Annotated in this window: 13 protein-coding genes; 8 read left to right on the plus strand and 5 right to left on the minus strand. The window is 69.1% G+C overall.

The genetic code is table 11. From position 1 onward, the window contains the following. Positions 1 to 990: a DUF932 domain-containing protein gene (locus tag ABZW14_RS17260; protein ID WP_355346889.1), complete on the plus strand. Its 990-nt coding sequence runs from the start codon at positions 1 to 3 to the stop codon at positions 988 to 990. A gap of 91 nt (positions 991 to 1,081) precedes the next feature. On the opposite strand, the gene ABZW14_RS17265 is transcribed toward ABZW14_RS17260, so the two are convergent. Both ABZW14_RS17265 and ABZW14_RS17270 read right to left on the minus strand, forming a co-directional pair. Next, positions 1,082 to 1,432 carry a hypothetical protein gene (locus ABZW14_RS17265; protein ID WP_355346892.1) on the minus strand — a complete coding sequence of 117 codons (351 nt, stop codon included), beginning with the start codon at positions 1,430 to 1,432 and terminating at the stop codon, positions 1,082 to 1,084. A 96-nt stretch (positions 1,433 to 1,528) separates the two neighbouring features. Next, complete coding sequence (locus ABZW14_RS17270; protein ID WP_355346895.1) at positions 1,529 to 2,122, minus strand: hypothetical protein; 594 nt, start codon at positions 2,120 to 2,122, stop codon at positions 1,529 to 1,531. A gap of 108 nt (positions 2,123 to 2,230) precedes the next feature. Between ABZW14_RS17270 and ABZW14_RS17275 the strand changes: the two genes are divergently transcribed. Continuing rightward, positions 2,231 to 3,250: a C40 family peptidase gene (locus ABZW14_RS17275; RefSeq protein ID WP_355346898.1), complete on the plus strand. Its 1,020-nt coding sequence runs from the start codon at positions 2,231 to 2,233 to the stop codon at positions 3,248 to 3,250. 294 nt (positions 3,251 to 3,544) lie between these two features. On the opposite strand, the gene ABZW14_RS17280 is transcribed toward ABZW14_RS17275, so the two are convergent. Together ABZW14_RS17280 and ABZW14_RS17285 are read right to left on the minus strand one after the other, a co-directional pair. Continuing rightward, positions 3,545 to 5,869, minus strand: coding sequence for an ABC transporter permease (locus tag ABZW14_RS17280; RefSeq protein ID WP_355346901.1), 2,325 nt, complete (start codon positions 5,867 to 5,869; stop codon positions 3,545 to 3,547). A 44-nt stretch (positions 5,870 to 5,913) separates the two neighbouring features. After that, positions 5,914 to 6,606: an ABC transporter ATP-binding protein gene (locus tag ABZW14_RS17285; RefSeq protein ID WP_355346904.1), complete on the minus strand. Its 693-nt coding sequence runs from the start codon at positions 6,604 to 6,606 to the stop codon at positions 5,914 to 5,916. 76 nt (positions 6,607 to 6,682) lie between these two features. On the opposite strand from ABZW14_RS17285, the gene ABZW14_RS17290 reads away from it, so the two are divergent. Further along, positions 6,683 to 7,564 (plus strand): histidine kinase, encoded by an 882-nt coding sequence (locus tag ABZW14_RS17290; RefSeq protein ID WP_355346907.1) that lies wholly within the window; start codon positions 6,683 to 6,685, stop codon positions 7,562 to 7,564. A gap of 41 nt (positions 7,565 to 7,605) precedes the next feature. Next, complete coding sequence (locus ABZW14_RS17295) at positions 7,606 to 8,283, plus strand: response regulator transcription factor (protein WP_089015547.1); 678 nt, start codon at positions 7,606 to 7,608, stop codon at positions 8,281 to 8,283. A gap of 374 nt (positions 8,284 to 8,657) precedes the next feature. Here the strand turns inward: ABZW14_RS17295 and ABZW14_RS17300 are convergent, their stop codons facing one another. Beyond that, the gene (locus ABZW14_RS17300; RefSeq protein WP_355346910.1) at positions 8,658 to 9,020 is read right to left on the minus strand and encodes a YciI family protein; all 363 of its coding nucleotides are present in this window, start codon (positions 9,018 to 9,020) and stop codon (positions 8,658 to 8,660) included. Positions 9,021 to 9,690: 670 nt separating this feature from the next. On the opposite strand from ABZW14_RS17300, the gene ABZW14_RS17305 reads away from it, so the two are divergent. The 4 genes from ABZW14_RS17305 (at position 9,691) to ABZW14_RS17320 (ending at position 16,238) form a co-directional block, all read left to right on the plus strand. After that, on the plus strand, positions 9,691 to 10,254 hold the full coding sequence (locus tag ABZW14_RS17305; RefSeq protein WP_355346913.1) for a helix-turn-helix domain-containing protein: 564 nt from the start codon (positions 9,691 to 9,693) through the stop codon (positions 10,252 to 10,254). A gap of 325 nt (positions 10,255 to 10,579) precedes the next feature. Then, the gene (locus ABZW14_RS17310) at positions 10,580 to 13,585 is read left to right on the plus strand and encodes a family 16 glycoside hydrolase (protein ID WP_355346916.1); all 3,006 of its coding nucleotides are present in this window, start codon (positions 10,580 to 10,582) and stop codon (positions 13,583 to 13,585) included. A 480-nt stretch (positions 13,586 to 14,065) separates the two neighbouring features. Next, a complete protein-coding gene (locus ABZW14_RS17315) occupies positions 14,066 to 15,274 on the plus strand; it encodes an FAD-dependent oxidoreductase (RefSeq protein WP_355346919.1) in 1,209 nt (402 codons plus the stop codon). Between the two features lie 10 nt (positions 15,275 to 15,284). After that, positions 15,285 to 16,238, plus strand: coding sequence for a sigma-70 family RNA polymerase sigma factor (locus ABZW14_RS17320; RefSeq protein WP_355346922.1), 954 nt, complete (start codon positions 15,285 to 15,287; stop codon positions 16,236 to 16,238). Positions 16,239 to 16,310: the final 72 nt, after the last annotated feature.

Raw genomic sequence — 16,310 nt, forward strand, 5'->3', positions numbered from 1 at the left:
GTGCCACACGAACTCGAAACGCTCGCGGACGGAACCACCGCCTTCGCCAGCGCCCGCCTGTCGGCCTGGCACCAGCTCGGCACCGTCACCCAGAACACGATGAAAGCCGAGGAGATCATGGCCGCCGCCCGACTCGGCGACTGGGGCGTGCGCACCATCCCCACCGTCGGCATCGACATCGTCGACGGCGTCGAGGTGCAGATCCCCGCCGACGACAAGCGCATGACCGTGCGCCGCAACCCCGTCACCGGCGACACCGAGTACCTGGGCATCGTCGGCACCGACTACACCGTGGTCCAGAACGAGCAGTGCGCCGAGATGCTCGACCACCTCGTCGATCAGGTGGGCGGCGCCCACTTCGAGACCGCCGGCAGCCTGCGCCGTGGCAAGAGCGTGTTCGTCACCATGAAGCTGCCCGACGCGATGGAGATCGCCGGGGTGGACCGCTTGGACATGTACCTGATCGGCACCACCTCCCACGACGGCACTGCCGCCCTGCGAGTGGACGCCAGCCCGATCCGGGTCGTGTGCGCCAACACCCAACGCGCCGCCTTTCGGCATGCGGTCGGCCACTACACGTTCCGGCACACCTCCAACGTCAACTCCCAGATCAGTCAGGCCCGTGAGGCACTGGGCCTGATGTGGCAGTACGTGGAGACCTTCGAGAAGGCCGCCGGACGGATGCTGCAGACCGAACTGACCATGCGCGAGTTCGAGAAGGTCGTCGCGCAGGTCTGGCCGGTCAAGGACAACGCCTCCGACCAGACCCGCAACAACGCCAAACAGCGGCTTGGCACCCTCAAGTACCTCATCCGCGAGGCCGACACCCAGAAACCCATCGCCGGCAGCCGCTGGGCCGGCTACCAGGCCATCACCGAATACCTCGACCACTACCAGCCCGCCAAGAACGCAACCGCCCGCGCCAACCGGGTGCTGACCGGCAACGCCGACCATCTGAAGATCGCCGCCTTTGACCTGCTGAAGGTCTGACCGCCCCCTTGTTCACCGGCCGGGGGTGGCGATCACCGCGCCGCTGCCCCCGGCCCACCACAGCCGACTGGCTGCCGACCGTGCTCGGACGTCAAGGGTGAGGCCGCGTCACCTCATCGCCCTGTGGGTCGTAGATCGTCAAACCATATCGCTCCGCAAGAGTCAAGATCAGTTCGATGGCCGGTGTGCTGCGCTCCCCGAAGGTCATGTTCACGCTGAGGTGGTCGATACCAACGTCGAGTGGCATCGACATCCAGGGCGAGTCATCGCGGTATGGGGGGAAGTCGGGGTAGCGGGCACGAAGGCTCTCGTAGAGGCCGACGATGCGATCGTCCAACTCGCCCTCGGGATGCTGGCTGCTACTGCAGCGCCTCACCATGGCGCGTACCGCGTCATCGCTCGCGGCCGGGTCGATGGCCAGCACATCAAGGTCAAAACTCACCGGCACATGCTGCCGCACGCATCCTCAACAGTCGAGCAAGACCTGAACCCCGTTCTGTCCGGTGACCGCCCACGTGGCTCCGCGCAGCCGAACGCCCTACTCGTATCGGGAGAACCTGTAGGGCACCCCCTCAATCTCGGTCACATAACCAATCACCGGTATCGGGTTCCGTGCCTCAGCGAGGTCGACTAGCAGCTCCGTAAGGGTGCCGGCGTAGCGCTCCGGCGGGTCGATCATGGCGGTGTCGCAAACGACCGTCGGCCACTGCTCGGGAGGACCGTCGTTGAGATGCCAGCAGAGCAGATAGTCGACGTTCACGGTTCCCCATACCCGGAGATCACCCGGGGACGCGCCGAAGTGGTAGGGGAAACCTCCTGCATGCTCCGCCTTGTCGTTCATCACGGCGTGCCAGTTCCCTGCGTATGTGAGGAAGTCCTCCACTGCGGCCCAGCGGTGGGGATGTAGGACCTTCAGGAAGCCGATTTCACCGGGTGGAAAGCGCTCAACGTAACGGCGGTAGTCCTCTGGGAACGGGTGGCCAGCGGCTTCCGCGAGGGCTGGCCAGTCAAGCCCCGCGTCTGCCGATCCCTCCCAGTCGAGTAGCACGGCGAGCCGGTTTAACAGCGGTGACGGGGCCACCCACTGTTCGAGAACGCCGACCTGCTCGCTGGCTTCCTCAACGACGTCCATACCGAGCTGCCGCCGCTCACTCACCGCCTGTAGCCCCTACCTGACCGTACGTCTGACGGCCGTGCACCCGCGCAGACCGGGCCTTTTCGTTTCACTGAAGGAATCGCCATGACCAAAGTCATTATCGGAGTAGCCACTGTCGTCATCGTCGCCTGCTTCGGCCTGCCTATGCTGCTGCTGTCGTCCGTCTTGGGCGGCGGCGCCAGCCAGTGTGGCATCGTGGCCGTGCCCCACTCAGGGCAGCCGCCCGCCAGCGCCGGATGGGACACCGAGCAGTTGGAGAACGCCGCAATCATTCTCGACGTCGGCGTCGCCAAAGGCGTCCCCCGCTGGGGCTGGGTCATCGCCGTCGCCACGGCCATGCAGGAATCAGGCCTGCGCAATCTGCCCCACCTCGGCGACAACAACGACCACGACTCCATCGGAGTGTTCCAGCAGCGCCCCAGCCAGGGCTGGGGCACCGTCGCGCAATTGTCCGAGCCCGCCTACCAGGCGGGCAGATTCTTCGACAAGCTGCTGACCGTTCCCGGCTGGGAGTCGATGCCCCTCACCGAGGCCGCACAGGCGGTCCAGGCCTCGGCCTTCCCCGACGCGTACGCCAAGTGGGCCGACGACGCTTCGCACCTGGTGGAGCAGCTGACCAGCACCCCGACGAGCTGCGAAACCGATGCGCCAGCCGCCCTGCCGGACGGGTTCGCGCTTCCCGCCAACACCCCGCCCGCCGTCGCGACCGCCGTCTTTTGGGCCGTCAACCAACTCGGCACCCCGTACCACTTCGGCGGATCATGCACCGACCCGCACTCCGGCAACCCCGATAAGCAGTGCGACTGCTCATCGCTCATGCAGGCGGCGTACCGAGCGGCCGGCATCTCCATCCCCCGCATCACCACCGACCAGGCCAACGCCGGAAATCCCGTAACCGACCCAGCGCTCCTGCTCCCGGGCGACCTCATCCTCATTCCGGGCAGCCAAGGCACCATCGCCAACCCACGCCACGTCGGCATGTATCTCGGCGAGGGACTTGTCATCCAAGCCCCGAAGACCGGCGACGTCGTGAGGCTCACCCGGCTGAGCAGTTGGATCAATCAGGTCGCAGCGCTTCGTCGCATCGTTGCCCCCGTCAGGTGAGGGCTCGCCGAGCGCCGCGCCAACTGAGCTGCTGATCTTCAGCAAGCACTTTGGCGTGTGGGATCACCCCACTCCGATTCGGTGATCGTCTTTTGGCGGAGTAGCCCAACACCGTCTACGCCCGCCAAGCGATGGGAGACCTCGGTACCGCATCAGGCTGAGGCAGTGCCGGGCTCGACTCGATCCGTCATACATCGACTCCACTTGGAGGGTGCCGGTTGGTCGACGCCCTCCGGGGTTGGCTGTCGGCTCGGGGCCTGCGGTATCTGCGTCCGGAGGCCCCGAGGCGACGGCTCACTCGTTGCGGAGCACCTCGGCGATCGCGAGCCGGGCCGCGCCGCGGGCCGGGACCAGTGCACCGAGGAGCGCGATCACGACGCCGGCGAGGGCCATGAGCGCGAGCGTCGGCGCCTGCCACACCTCCAGCACCGAGTGTGGGATGGCGATCTGGGCCGCGTCGGCGGCGGTCGGCACGATGTACCGGTGCGCAACGATCCCCAGGGGGATGCCGAGCACACCGCCCGCCACGCCGACAACGGCCATCGACGTCAGCACCATCGTGACGACCTGGCGTGGCGTCATCCCGATCGACTTGAGCGTGCCGAGGTCGCGGCGGCGTTCCCGGACGTTGAGCACGACCGTGTTGAAGACGCCGAGGGCCGCGACGGTGGACAGCAGTAGCGAGAGCACCGACGAGAAGCCGATCACGGTCACCGCGAAGTCGCTGAGCTGGGAGGTGTCCCACGCGTCGATCGCCGGGTCGGCCGCTTTGACCCCGGCGACGTACGCCGCGACATCGCCGCCACGCTTGAGCTGGACCTGGTAGTACACCTCGTCTGGCCTGACGGCGCGGTCCGGCGCGAGGTCGGTGAGGACGCGCCAGTCCACGAACATGCCGGGCGGTCCGGGCGCGCCGTCCATCGTCTCGCCGATCACGGTCAGCACCGTCCGCCGTCCGCCGAGCTGCAGGGTGAGCTTGTCACCGACCTTCAGTCCGCGCTCACGCATGAGTTCCGACGGCACGACTGTCTCGTCCACCCGCGTCATCCAGCGTCCGGCGGTGAGCTCGTCCTGGTAGCCCATCGACGAGTAGTCACCGCGGACGAAGTTGACGGTCAGCGGCTGCGTCTGCCCGATGGTGGGGACCGGCAGCCTGAAGACGGGGGTGACCCGAGCGACGTCCGGCAGCCCGCGCAGCAGCTGCTCAACCTGCGCATCGGTCCGAGTGGTGGTGGCCTGCGGCCCCGTGGGCGGCAGCTGACCTTCGGGGGCGATCCGCGTCCGGCCATCGGACGGCCGGACCCCGATCTGTCCCGAGGCCCGGTCTTCGATCGTGGAGATCCGGGTCAGCGTGTCGGCCAATCCCGTCGCGAACGTCACGGTGGTCACGCCGAGCAGGACGGCCACGACGGTGAAGACGGTCCGACCCGGTCGCGCGAACGGCAGGCCCAGCCCGAGGGTCACCGCACGCGACAGCCGGACACCGGCGAGCCGACGCTGGATCCGCGTCCCCTGTCCGGCCCGTGGGGAGCTGCCGGCGCTGATCGCCTCGGCGGCCGACAGTCGGTGTGCCCGGACGGCGGGCACGAACGCCGCCAGGGCGACGAGTGTCGGCACGCCGATCAGCCCAGCGACCCAGATCCAGACGCCGACGTTGATGCCGACGTCGAGCCCGAGGCCCTCGAACCCGTCGCTCAGCAGCGGCTGGGCTCCCAGGGTGCCGGCGACGGTGCCAAGGACGCAGCCGATGAGGGCGGGTACCGACACCATGACGAGGTGGACGGAGACAACCTGGCGCGGTGTGAATCCGAGCGCCTTGAGGATCCCGATGTGCCGGAAGCTGGAGACGACCGCGCCGCTGACCACGTTGCCCACGATGACGACCGCGACGATCAGTCCGAGCACGCCGAACGTGGCGAGGAACGGCACGTACACGCCGATGTCCGAGGCGACCTTCTCCTTGACGACGAGGTACGGCTGCGCGGCGATCAGCGCGCCCGTTGGCAGGCCAGCCGTGACGGCGGCCAGGTCGGCGTGGACGGCGGACTTCGTAGACACGTCACCGGTGAACCGGTAGAGCATCTGGACCGACGTGGGGTGCAGCGCGGTCATCTGTTCCGGTGACACCCAGGCGTCGGCGGTCTGGTTGAGACTGTGGGCCCGGCCGACAATGGTGTACCGCTTGCCGCCGAGGGTCACCTGCCCGCTGCTGTCCGGCGGAAATCCCCTCGAGTCTGCGCCGGGTTCGGGCTGGTTGAGGACGACCTCGCCGAGGGCCGTGGGCCAGCGCCCCTGCCAGAGGTTGAGGCGGTCCACCGGGCCGGCTGGGTCGGCGCGCCCCACGACGGTCAGCGGGCCTCGTGGGCCCGGCCCGCCGCCGTCGGTGAGGTCGAGTGTGATCTGCCCGAAGGGTCCCGCCGCGGCCGTCACGCCGGTTCGCTGGTCGGCGAGCTGCGCGTCGGTGACCTTGGCCGGGTCGTACACGGCGATCGCGTGTGGTCCCTGTTGCCTGGCGAAGGCGCGGTCGAACGGCGCCGAGGACGCCTCGAGCAGTGCCAGCGCCACGACGATCGTCGTGGTGGAGAGCAGGACGACCAGGCCGATGACGAACGTTTGCACCCGACGTCGCCTAACCGCCGCCCGCGAGGCCCGCCACACGGCACTCATACGCGTTCCAGACTGCGTTCGCGGATGATCCGCCCGTCAGCCAGTTCGACCACGCGGCTGGCGCACCGCGTCGCGAGCCGCTCGTCGTGGGTGACGATGAGCAGGGTCTGCCCGATCTGGTTGAGGTCCAGCAGCAGGTCCATCACCTGCTCGCCGGAGCGGCTGTCCAAGGCGCCGGTCGGCTCGTCGGCGAGCAGCAGTGCCGGGCGGTTCATGAGGGCTCGGGCCACCGCGACGCGCTGGCGCTCGCCGCCACTGAGGGCTGCCGGATACGCGTTGCGCCGGTCGGCGATGCCCAGTTCGTCGAGCAGTTCCATGGCCCGCTTGCGTGCCGGGCCTGCCTTGGTACCGGTCAGCTGGGCGGTGAGCGCCACGTTGTCTATCGCTGGTAGGTCGTCGAGCAGGTTGAAGAACTGGAAGATCATGCCGATCCGGTGCCGCCGGAACAGCGCCAGCTTCGTTTCGTTCAGCCGGCCGAGCTCCTCGTCGTGGACGCGCACCGACCCGGATGTCGGCCGGTCCAACCCGGCGATCATGTTCAGCATGGTGGACTTGCCGCAGCCCGACGGGCCCATTACCGCCACCGCCTCGCCGGCGCGGATCTCGAGCGATACGCCGTCCAGGGCGGTCGTGTCGCCGTACTCTTTGCGGACGTTGTCCAGCCGCACGACGCAGGTGTCAGTGGTCATGGCAGCACGTTATGGCCGCGGGTAGCGCCGGGTCGTCGGTCCCGGGATGTAAGCCGCCGGGGCTGTCATCCCAGGGATGTACCGGGTGGACACCGGGGATGATGTGGCGCCGGTCCGCGTTTGCGAAAATGCTGGGGTGGAATCGGGGGCGGTGTGGCTGGTCGGCGCGCTCGTCGCAGCCTGCGCGGCCGCGGTATGGCTCAGTGTCGTACTTGTCCGGGCCCGGCGCGAGCACCGTCGGGCGCTGGAGGAGCGGGGCTGGCTCCTTGAACGGGAGCGGGAGAGCGCGGCCCGTACCGCAGTCGACGCCGAGCGTGCCCGCATCGCCCGGGAGCTGCACGATATCGTGAGCCACAACGTGAGCCTGATGATCGTGCAGGCCGCCGCTGCACGTGAGGTGCTCACGACCATGCCCGACGATGCCGCAGCGGCGCTGTCGGCAGTGGAGGGCGCCGGACGGACCACGATGACCGAGCTTCGGCACCTGCTCGGCCTGCTGGCGCCCGCGGCGGACGGCGACGATGGCATGGACGGGGCCGACCTGGCGCCGCAACCCAGCCTGAGCAGGCTCAGCCCGTTGATCGACCGGATCGCGTTCGCCGGCCTGCCGGTAGAGGTGCGGATCTCCGGTGAGCCCCGGCCAGTGCCGTCCGGGATCGACGTCACCGCGTACCGAATCGTGCAGGAGGCGCTGACGAACGCGCTGAAGCACGGCGCCGGAGGGAAGGCGGAGGTGACGATCCGCTACGCCGAGCACTCGTTGCGGGTGGAGGTGCTCACCGGAGGTCCCAGCGTGCTAACGGGCGACCATCCTGCACCACGCGGCGGAGACGGCGCCGGGCGGGGATTGCTGGGGCTGCGACAGCGCGTTGCGGTCTACGGTGGCGATCTCGACGCCCGCCGGCGGCTTGGCGGCGGGTACCGGGTCCGCGCCCGCATCCCGGTGGAACATCCGTGAAGGCCCAGCCCGACCCTGCCAGACCGCCAGGGCCGGCGCCTTTGCCCTCGCCGCGTGTGCTCATCGCCGACGACCAGGAGCTGATCCGCACCGGCTTCCGGCTGATCCTCACCGCCCGCGGCATCGACGTGGTCGGCGAGGCCGCTGACGGCGCCGAGGCGGTGGCGGCCGAGCGGCGGCTGCGTCCCAACGTCGTGCTCATGGACATCCGCATGCCGACGATGGACGGGCTCGAGGCAACCCGACGGATCCTGGAGTACAGCCCCCGCTGCCGGGTGCTCATGCTCACCACGTTCGACCTCGACCGATACGTCTACGCCGCCCTGGCACTCGGCGCAAGCGGCTTCCTCCTCAAGGACGTCACCGCCGACCACCTCGCCGCCGCCGTACGTCTCGTCGACACCGGCGACGCCCTCCTCGCGCCCTCGATAACCCGGCGGCTCGTCCAGCGCTTCGCCAGTGCGGACCAATCGGCTGGCGACGGACCGACCCCCGCCATCCACCGGGATCTCGCCGCGCTGACGCCGCGCGAGCTGGAAGTGCTGACGCTCCTCGGCCGCGGTCTCTCCAACACCGAACTGGCCCAGGCGCTGACCCTGAGCGAGGCGACGGTGAAGACCCACGTGGCGCGGATCTTCGCCAAACTCGCGCTCCGCGACCGTGCGCAGGCGGTCGTCCTGGCCTACGAGACCGGCCTCGTCACGCCCGGCGACACCTGATCGCACCCCACGGGTGTAGGACGGCATGATCGATGGTCCGAAACGGTCGCCATCGGCGGGCCTGCGGGCCTGGAACAGCCCCAGCCACTGGTCGCCCGACCAGCGCATGCTTCGCCGGCCGGGGCTGCTCGGCTCCCTCCGGGATCCCAGCTACATCCCTCGGACAACTCGTCCAGCGAGTGTCCGTATTCGGCTATCCGCGCACACTCAACAGCAGATGAGTCCGGCGAAGCGCTTTCGTCGGCCGGCTCCGGGGGCGGGCGCTTTTTGTGGCCGCCCCCGTGCCTGGTCGAATCCTGGCCGATACCGCAGCAGCGACGTCCCCCCGGCGCCGGCCACGCCTCGGCTCACGCCTCAGCCGACGAGTGACGATCTCATCCCTGCAAGACGCGCCGCGGCTTGAACCGGCGAACCTCCTGCGGCCAGCCGCACGCCTCCGCGATCTTGCCGGCCCACATCCGGGCCGTCGCCTCATCCGGCACATCCACGATGGTCAGGCCACCCAGGAACTCCTTGCTCTCGACATACGGCCCGTCGGTGAAGACCACCGCCCCGCCCGTGGCGTCTGCGTTGAAGACCGGGCCGTCCTCTTCCTCCAGACCCCCGGCGAAAACGAACGCCCCAGCGGCCTTGATCTCATCAACAACCGCCCTGGCGAGCGGACCGCGCCCACGGAACCACTCCTCGGTGTGCTCACCCACCCACTGCTGATTGAAGTAGATGAGGTACTCAGACATGTCCGCTCCCCCTGATCGCCCCCGGACCCGACGTCCGTGTCTGCATACGCTACGAACGGCACCCGGCAGATCCGACACCCTCCAGCTTGATTTCTGTCAACCGGTCAAACCGTCGCACCCACATCGGCTAGAAGCGGATGCCCGACACACCAGCCGTCACGGACTGTCGGCATCACGCTCCGTGTTCGGCATGCTCAAGGCCCGTGTAACGCATCGATTGAAGCCATCGTGTAACGGATCAAGCCGGTACGACTCCCGCTGCTGCAGCGGTGCAAGGCCCCCGGCCCTCAGAGCTGGTCGGCTCCGTGGGCTGGCCGGGCGCGATCCAAGCCCTCGGGCGGCGGATTCATCGCCAAGGAGGTGCCGGACAAGGGCAGCCGGAATCCGCCCGTCGGGCGGCCGGACCAGGCCGCAGACCGTCTGCGGCGACTGACGTGGCTTGACCCCGGCAACGGATTGAGCGTGGATCAGGTTCACGCCCCACGGGCGGCCAAGAGCGGGTTCTCACGCCGATCGTCGACAGTTCCCCCGGCAGTGAGAAACGCCGCAGCAACCAGCGTTCGCCTACGTATCGCACCGCCGCGCCGGAAAAGCCGGCGGTTCAACCCAGAGACCGGCCCAGGGCGCCACGACAGGCGCCAGGGCCCTGACGGACGGAGATCCGCAAGCCATGAGTCAAGCCGTCAAGGCTGCCCTGCTCACCACAAGAGACCTTGGGAAGAACGAGCGAGCGGTGGCCATCGCCATCGCCGCCCACGCCAACCATGAGGGCAACGCCTGGCCATCCGTGGCCACCCTCGCCGAGTACGTCGGCTGCTCCGAACGCACAGTGCAACGATGCCTGGCCAAGCTCGTGCAACTGGGTCGCCTCGTCGTGTCGAAGGTCGTCGGCATCGCCACGCGCGTCTACCGACTCGCGCACGCGAACCGACGGACCACAGCCGCAGCGGGGGTGACAGAACCACCGGCGGGGGTGACACATGTGCCTGCCGGGGGTGACAGCCAGAGTGTCACCCGAAGTACTGAAGACCAATTGAAGGACGACGCGCCTGTGAACGCACCGGGGTGGCGGCGGTATCTGCCGACAAGCCGGCGGGCTCCGGCGCCAGCCGGAACCGACCGGCGACGCGCGACCACGCCAAAGGCCGGCGGCCGGTGCCAGCGGCCCGGGCATGTTGGTCAGCCCGCTGGCCGCTGCGTCCCCTGCCGTTCCGAGGCCATCGAGCGCAGATGAACGGCCGAACCGGCTGACCATGTGCTGTCGGCTCTGCGGTGGAACTTCGCCGCACTGGTCGACCATCCGGGTACCCCGGTCATCGGGCGGGGCGATGCCGCACTGGTCGAGATGGTCGACAAGTCCTGACCTTTCGGCGGTTCGGCACCCGTCCCGGAGGGCCTCACTTTCATTCAAGAATTCAAAAGTTGAATCGCATCGATCTAAAGATTAGCGTGTGGCTCATCGATCTTTTGTGCTGCGGGATCGAAGACGCCGGTCCAAGGGAGGCGAGCCTCACCGATCCTCCCGGGCCGGGCCCCCACCACTCGCACCAGGAGGAACCGTGACCGCACCGAACGGCCGGCACCGACGCCGGAGAGCCGCGCTCGCGGCCGCAGGTGCCGCTTTGGCGACCCTGCTCGCTGCCGTACCCGTCACCCCGTCCGCGGCGGCGCCCGTCAACGCCGACGTCCCGCCGCAGGAACCCGGCGTCACCCTGCGCTCATACGACATGGGTGTACCACTGTCGGCGCTGTGCACCCTCAAACCCGCGCAGACGCCGAACGTCGACAAGCTGATGCCGCAGATCAACTGGACCAGCACCGACGAGTTCGGCCTGTCCGACCGGTTCATCAGCCACGCCATCGCCAACCTCACCGTGCCCACCGACGGGGAGTACGCGTTCCGCCTCACCAGCGACGACGGGTCGCGGCTGACGATCGGCGACAAGCTCGTCGTCGACCACGACGGCCTGCACGGCGAAACCTCCAAGGAAGGGTCGCTGAGCCTGACCGCCGGCCTGCACCCGTTGTTCGTCGAGTTCTTCGAGAACGGCGGCGGCCAGGTGCTGCGGCTGGAGTGGCGTCCCCCGGGCGCGAGCGGATTCGAACTCGTGCCGACCTCCGCGTTGAGCACCGAGGCCGACGTCGTACGTGTCACCGCCCCGGGTTGGAAGTACTGCGAGGGTGCGACCGACTCGGCGGGCGACGGCCTTCCTCTGGATCGGGTGCACCCCGGCTACACGCTCACCGACCTGCGCCCCGAAGGCTTCACGCCGCAGGTCACCGGCATGGCGTTCATGCCCGACGGCGACCTGGTGGTCTCGACTTGGGGTGGCACCGACAACGCGACCGGCGAGGTCTACCTGGTCGATGGTGTCACCGGCAAGACCGGCTCCGAGCAGGTCACCTACCGCAAGTTCGCGCAGGGGCTGCGCGAACCGCAGGGAGTGGCGGTGGTCGACGGCACGGTCTACGTCAGCCAGAAGCACGAGCTGACCGCCCTGCGCGACACCGACGGCGACGGCGTCGCCGATGACCAGCGGACGGTGGCGACCTGGCCGTGGGGCGGCAACTTCCACGAGTTCGCGTTCGGCCTGCTCTACCGGGACGGGTACTTCTATCTCAACCTGTCAGTCGCCATCAACCTTGGTGGCGCCACCACCGTGCCCCAGCCGGCGCGCAACCGCGGCACGTCGATCAAGGTGAACGCCGCGACCGGCGAGATCACGTACGTCGCCGGCGGCCTGCGCACCCCCAACGGCATCGGCTGGGGACCGCGCGGCGAGGTCCTCGTCACCGACAACCAGGGGGGCTGGCTGCCCGCGAACAAGCTGGTCCAGATCAAGCAAGGGGCGTTCTACAACCACTACACCACCCCCGCGGGCCCTTATGACGACAAGGCGGTGACCCGTCCCATCGTCTGGCTGCCGCAGAACGAGATCGCCAACTCGCCGTCCACGCCGGTGCTGCTGAAGCAGGGGCCGTACGCGGGGCAGCTGGTCGTCGGTGACGTGACCTACGGCGGCCTGCAGCGTGTCTTCCTGGAAGAGATCGAGGGGCAGTACCAGGGTGCGGTGTTCCGGCACACGCAGGGATTGGAGTCCGGCATCAACGAGGTGGCCCTGGGCCCCGACGGCGCGCTGTACGTCGGTGGCCTGGGCGCCGGCGGTAACTGGGGCCAGGAGGGCAAGCTCACCTACGGCCTGCAGAAGCTGACGCTCAACGGCACCTCGGTGTTCGAGGTCAAGCAGATGCGCGCGTCGCATGTCGGATTCGAGCTGGAGTACACCGAGCCGTTGTCCGCCGAGACCGCACAGCGGCTCGCGGACGCGTATCAGGTGGAGCAGTGGCGTTACGGCGCCACGAGCCAGTACGGCGGTCCGAAGCTCGAGCTGGAGACGCTCAAGGTGGCCAAGGCCGAGCTGTCGGCCGACCGTCGCACGGTCAAGCTGCGGATCCCGGGTCTGAAGGAGAACCGCGTGGTGCACGTGCGCTCCCCGCGTCCGTTCTCCTCCGCCGGCGGCGAGGAGCTGTGGAACACTGAGGCCTGGTACACGCTCAACGAGATCCCGGGCCGCGTGGTGCAACCGCAGACATTCTTCGAGGCCGAAGAGGGCCGGACGGTCGCGGTCGGTATGGCCACCGACCACGCCGCCTACTCCGGCGCGGGCTTCGCCGCCGGGTTCACCGAGAACGGCTCGTCGACCCGGATCTCCGTCGACGTCGCCGAGAGCGGCAGCTACGACCTGGCGATGCGCTACAGCAACGGCCCGAACCCCTACTCCGGGCAGAAACAGCTGAGTTTGTACGTCAACGGCGAACGCGTCGAGCAGACGGTCTTCCCCTCGACCGTGACCTGGGAGGAATGGGGAACGGTCACCACCACCGTGCCGCTGAACAAGGGCCGCAACGTGGTCGAGTACCGCAAGGAGGCCGCGGACTCCGGACACGTGAATCTCGACGTGCTCGCGGTGCGGCCGCACGGCAAGCGCATCACGCTGTTCAACGGCGGCGAGCTCACCGAATGGCAACACACCGACGGACGCGAACCGACCTGGACCGTCGCCGACGGCGCCATGACGGTGCGCAACGGTGACCTGCGCACGGTGCAGGCCTTCGGGGACTTCCGCCTGCACCTGGAGTTCAACCTGCCGCTGTACCCGCCGGACGTGACCGGCCAGGCGCGCGCCAACAGCGGCGTGTTCCTGCAGGACCGCTACGAGATCCAGATCCTGGACTCGTTCGGCATCGACCCGCCCCAGAAGAACGACGCCGCGGCCATCTACAACCAGAAGGCCCCCGACGTGAACGCGGCGCTGCCGCCGCAGACCTGGCAGACGTACGACATCGTCTACCGGCAGGCCCGCTACGACGCGGCCGGCAAGAAGGTCGAGAACCCGCGCGTCACGGTGGTCTGGAACGGCGTGAAGGTGCAGGACGACGTCGAGATCCTCGGCCCGACCGGCAGCAGCCGGCCCGAGGGCCCGGCGGCGGGTGCCATCCGGCTGCAGGATCACGGCAACCCGGTCCAGTACCGCAACATCTGGATCGAGCCCCTGGCTCTGTAGGTTCGCCAGCGATCGCAACGCGGGCGGTCGGGTACCGGTTTCCCCGGCCCGGCCGCCCGCGGCCTGGATGGCCCGACAGCCTGTGCGCTGGCTCAACGGAGGTGGTCGTGGCAATTCCGGTTGATGCAGGGCGTCCCGGTCGCCGCTGGTCGGCATTGCCCACCACGAGGCCGTAGTCCGTCAAGGCCCCTGTCCCTCTCGCCGTATCCAGTGGTGTGTGATCCCTGCCGTCGGACACCTCGACAATCACTGCTCGTCGCTTGGATCTGGCGTCAGCGTGTACCCAGCTGCGAGGCAGTGTCAGTCGTGCTCATCTCGGCCACGCTGCTCGGCCTGCATGTGCGCCGGCTCGGCGTCGCGAGCATCGGTGGGCGGCGAACTCTGCCGCTCTGTGGCCCATGCCACATGTGGTTCCTGTCAGCAATCGGGGCGCCGTCCCGCTCAACTCACCGAGAGCAAGCGAACCGACAGGAGCCACTCATGAAGCACCGCATCGTCGTTCTCGGCGCCGGCTATGCCGGGGCCTTCGTGGCCGGGAACCTGGCCCGCCGGCTGTCCCCGGCGGACACCGAGATCACCGTGGTCAACGCCGAGCCGGACTTCGTCCAGCGGCTGCGGCTGCACGAGCTCGCAGCCGGCCACGAGATCAAGGCTCCGAAGCTCGCTGACGTCTTCGCGGGCACGGGGATTCGGCTGCGCCTGGCCCGTGTCACCGCCGTCGACCCCGAGCGCCAGGTCGTCGCCCTGGCCGGCGCCGACGGCGGCGGCGAGCTCGGCTACGACACGCTTGTCTACGCCCTCGGCAGCCGCGGCGACGATCGTGGCGTCCCCGGCGTGGCCGAGCATGCCTTCGACATCGCCGCCCGGCCCTCCGCGCTGCGCCTACGCGAGCGACTGGACAGCCTGGGCAGGCGGCGCGGAGGCGGGCGGGTGGTGGTCGTCGGTGACGGGTTGACCGGCATCGAAACCGCCACCGAGATCGCCGAAGCTCGGCCCGGCCTGTCGGTGACGCTGCTCGCCCGCGGCGAGCTGGGTGCCCGGCTGTCCGCCGGCGCCCGCAGCCACCTGCGTCGGGCCTGCGATCGGCTGGGCATCACCGTCCTAGAGCACACCAGCGTCGAAGCCGTCGAAGCAGCGCGGGTGCTGTGCGCCGACGGCACCGCCCTGGCGTCCGACGCCACCGTGTGGACGGCCGGGTTCGCGGTCAATCCCATCGCCGCCGCCAGCGGGCTGGAGGTCACCGAGCACGGCCGGATCGTCGTCGATCGCAGCATGCGGTCGGTCTCGCACCCGAACGTCTACGCGGCCGGCGACAGCGCCTACGCCATCGGCGACAACGGCCGGCCGCTGCCGATGTCCTGCGCGTCGGCCGGCTACACCGGCCAGCAGGCCATCGAGGCGATCATGGGACGCCTGACCGGCCGCAAGGTCGCGAACACCAAGCTGGCCTACCCGGGCAACCACATCAGCCTCGGGCGGCGCGACGGGATCCTGCAGCTGGTGGACCACGAAGCGCAAGCCAAGCCGAAGTATGTGGGTGGCCGGAAGGCCGCGCGGATCAAGTCGGGCATCCTCAAGATGTCGCTGTGGGCGACCTCGCACCCGACCTTCGGCCTGCCCAGGCGCAAGCGCCGCCTGGCCGCCGCGCCGAACACGTCGGCCAAGAAGGCGCTCGGCGTTGTCGCCTAGGGTGGCCGGCGTGGACAGCACCGCCACTGATCGCTTCGACACCAGTCGGTTCGAGGCCAGCCGGAACCGGCTGGCCTCGCTGGCGTACCGGCTGCTGGGCTCCGCCGCCGACGCCGAGGACGCCGTGCAGGATGCGTTCCTGCACTGGCAGGCCGTCGACCGGCAGCGGATCGAGGTGCCGGAAGCGTGGCTGACCAAGGTGGTCACCAACCTGTGCCTCGACCGGCTCCGCTCGGCACGAGCCCGCCGCGAACGCGCCGTCGGCGCCTGGCTGCCCGAACCACTGCTCGACGGCGACCCGATGCTCGGCCCGGCCGACACATTCGAGCAGCGCGAATCGGTCTCCCTGGCGATGCTGACCGTCATGCAGCGCCTGTCACCCCTCGAGCGGGCCGTCTACGTCCTGCGCGAAGCGTTCTCCTGCAGCCACGCCGAGATCGCCGAGATCCTCGACATCACCGAGTCGTCAAGCCAGCAGCACCTGCACCGGGCCCGGCACCGCATCACGGCCGCGCGCCGCCGCGGCGGCGAGGTCGATCCGGCATCCGCCCGCAGGATCGTCGAGGAATTCCTCGCGGCTGCCTGCTCGGGCCGCACCGAACGGCTGGTGGCGCTGCTCACCGACGACGCGACCGCGATCTCCGACGGCGCTGGCCTGACCGAGACGCTGCTGCGGTACGACACTGCGCAGCGCATCGCCGCCGTCGTACGGGCCGGCTTCAAACCCACACCCGCGAAACGGCGGCTTGCCGGCGGCACGCCCGCCATCCACTACGCGCTCGTCAACGACGCCCCGGCCATCCTCTTCGTGCTCGGCGACCAGGTCATCGGCGCCGTGACGCTCGACATCACAGGCGGCAAGATCGCAACCGTACGCGGCATCGCCGCCCCCACCCGCCTCGCTCGCCTCGCGCAAGCTTGGCGGCAGCACGAACCGGAGCAGCCGCTCATCCCGCAGTGGTGACCCGACGCCAGCCGCCGTCAGGCGCAGGCACCCGGGCCGGGGCGAGCCGGTGGGCAGCCACACGTCTCAGCC

This window comes from Micromonospora sp. NPDC004551, from assembly GCF_040609975.1.
Classification (GTDB): domain Bacteria; phylum Actinomycetota; class Actinomycetes; order Mycobacteriales; family Micromonosporaceae; genus Micromonospora.

Coding starts and splice junctions, on each gene's coding strand:
- ABZW14_RS17305 (WP_355346913.1), top strand. CDS start 9,691: ATGAGTCAAGCCGTCAAGGCTGCCCTGCTCACCACAAGAGACCTTGGG.
- ABZW14_RS17270 (WP_355346895.1), bottom strand. CDS start 2,122: ATGGACGTCGTTGAGGAAGCCAGCGAGCAGGTCGGCGTTCTCGAACAG.
- ABZW14_RS17315 (WP_355346919.1), top strand. CDS start 14,066: ATGAAGCACCGCATCGTCGTTCTCGGCGCCGGCTATGCCGGGGCCTTC.
- ABZW14_RS17285 (WP_355346904.1), bottom strand. CDS start 6,606: ATGACCACTGACACCTGCGTCGTGCGGCTGGACAACGTCCGCAAAGAG.
- ABZW14_RS17275 (WP_355346898.1), top strand. CDS start 2,231: ATGACCAAAGTCATTATCGGAGTAGCCACTGTCGTCATCGTCGCCTGC.
- ABZW14_RS17290 (WP_355346907.1), top strand. CDS start 6,683: ATGTACCGGGTGGACACCGGGGATGATGTGGCGCCGGTCCGCGTTTGC.
- ABZW14_RS17300 (WP_355346910.1), bottom strand. CDS start 9,020: ATGTCTGAGTACCTCATCTACTTCAATCAGCAGTGGGTGGGTGAGCAC.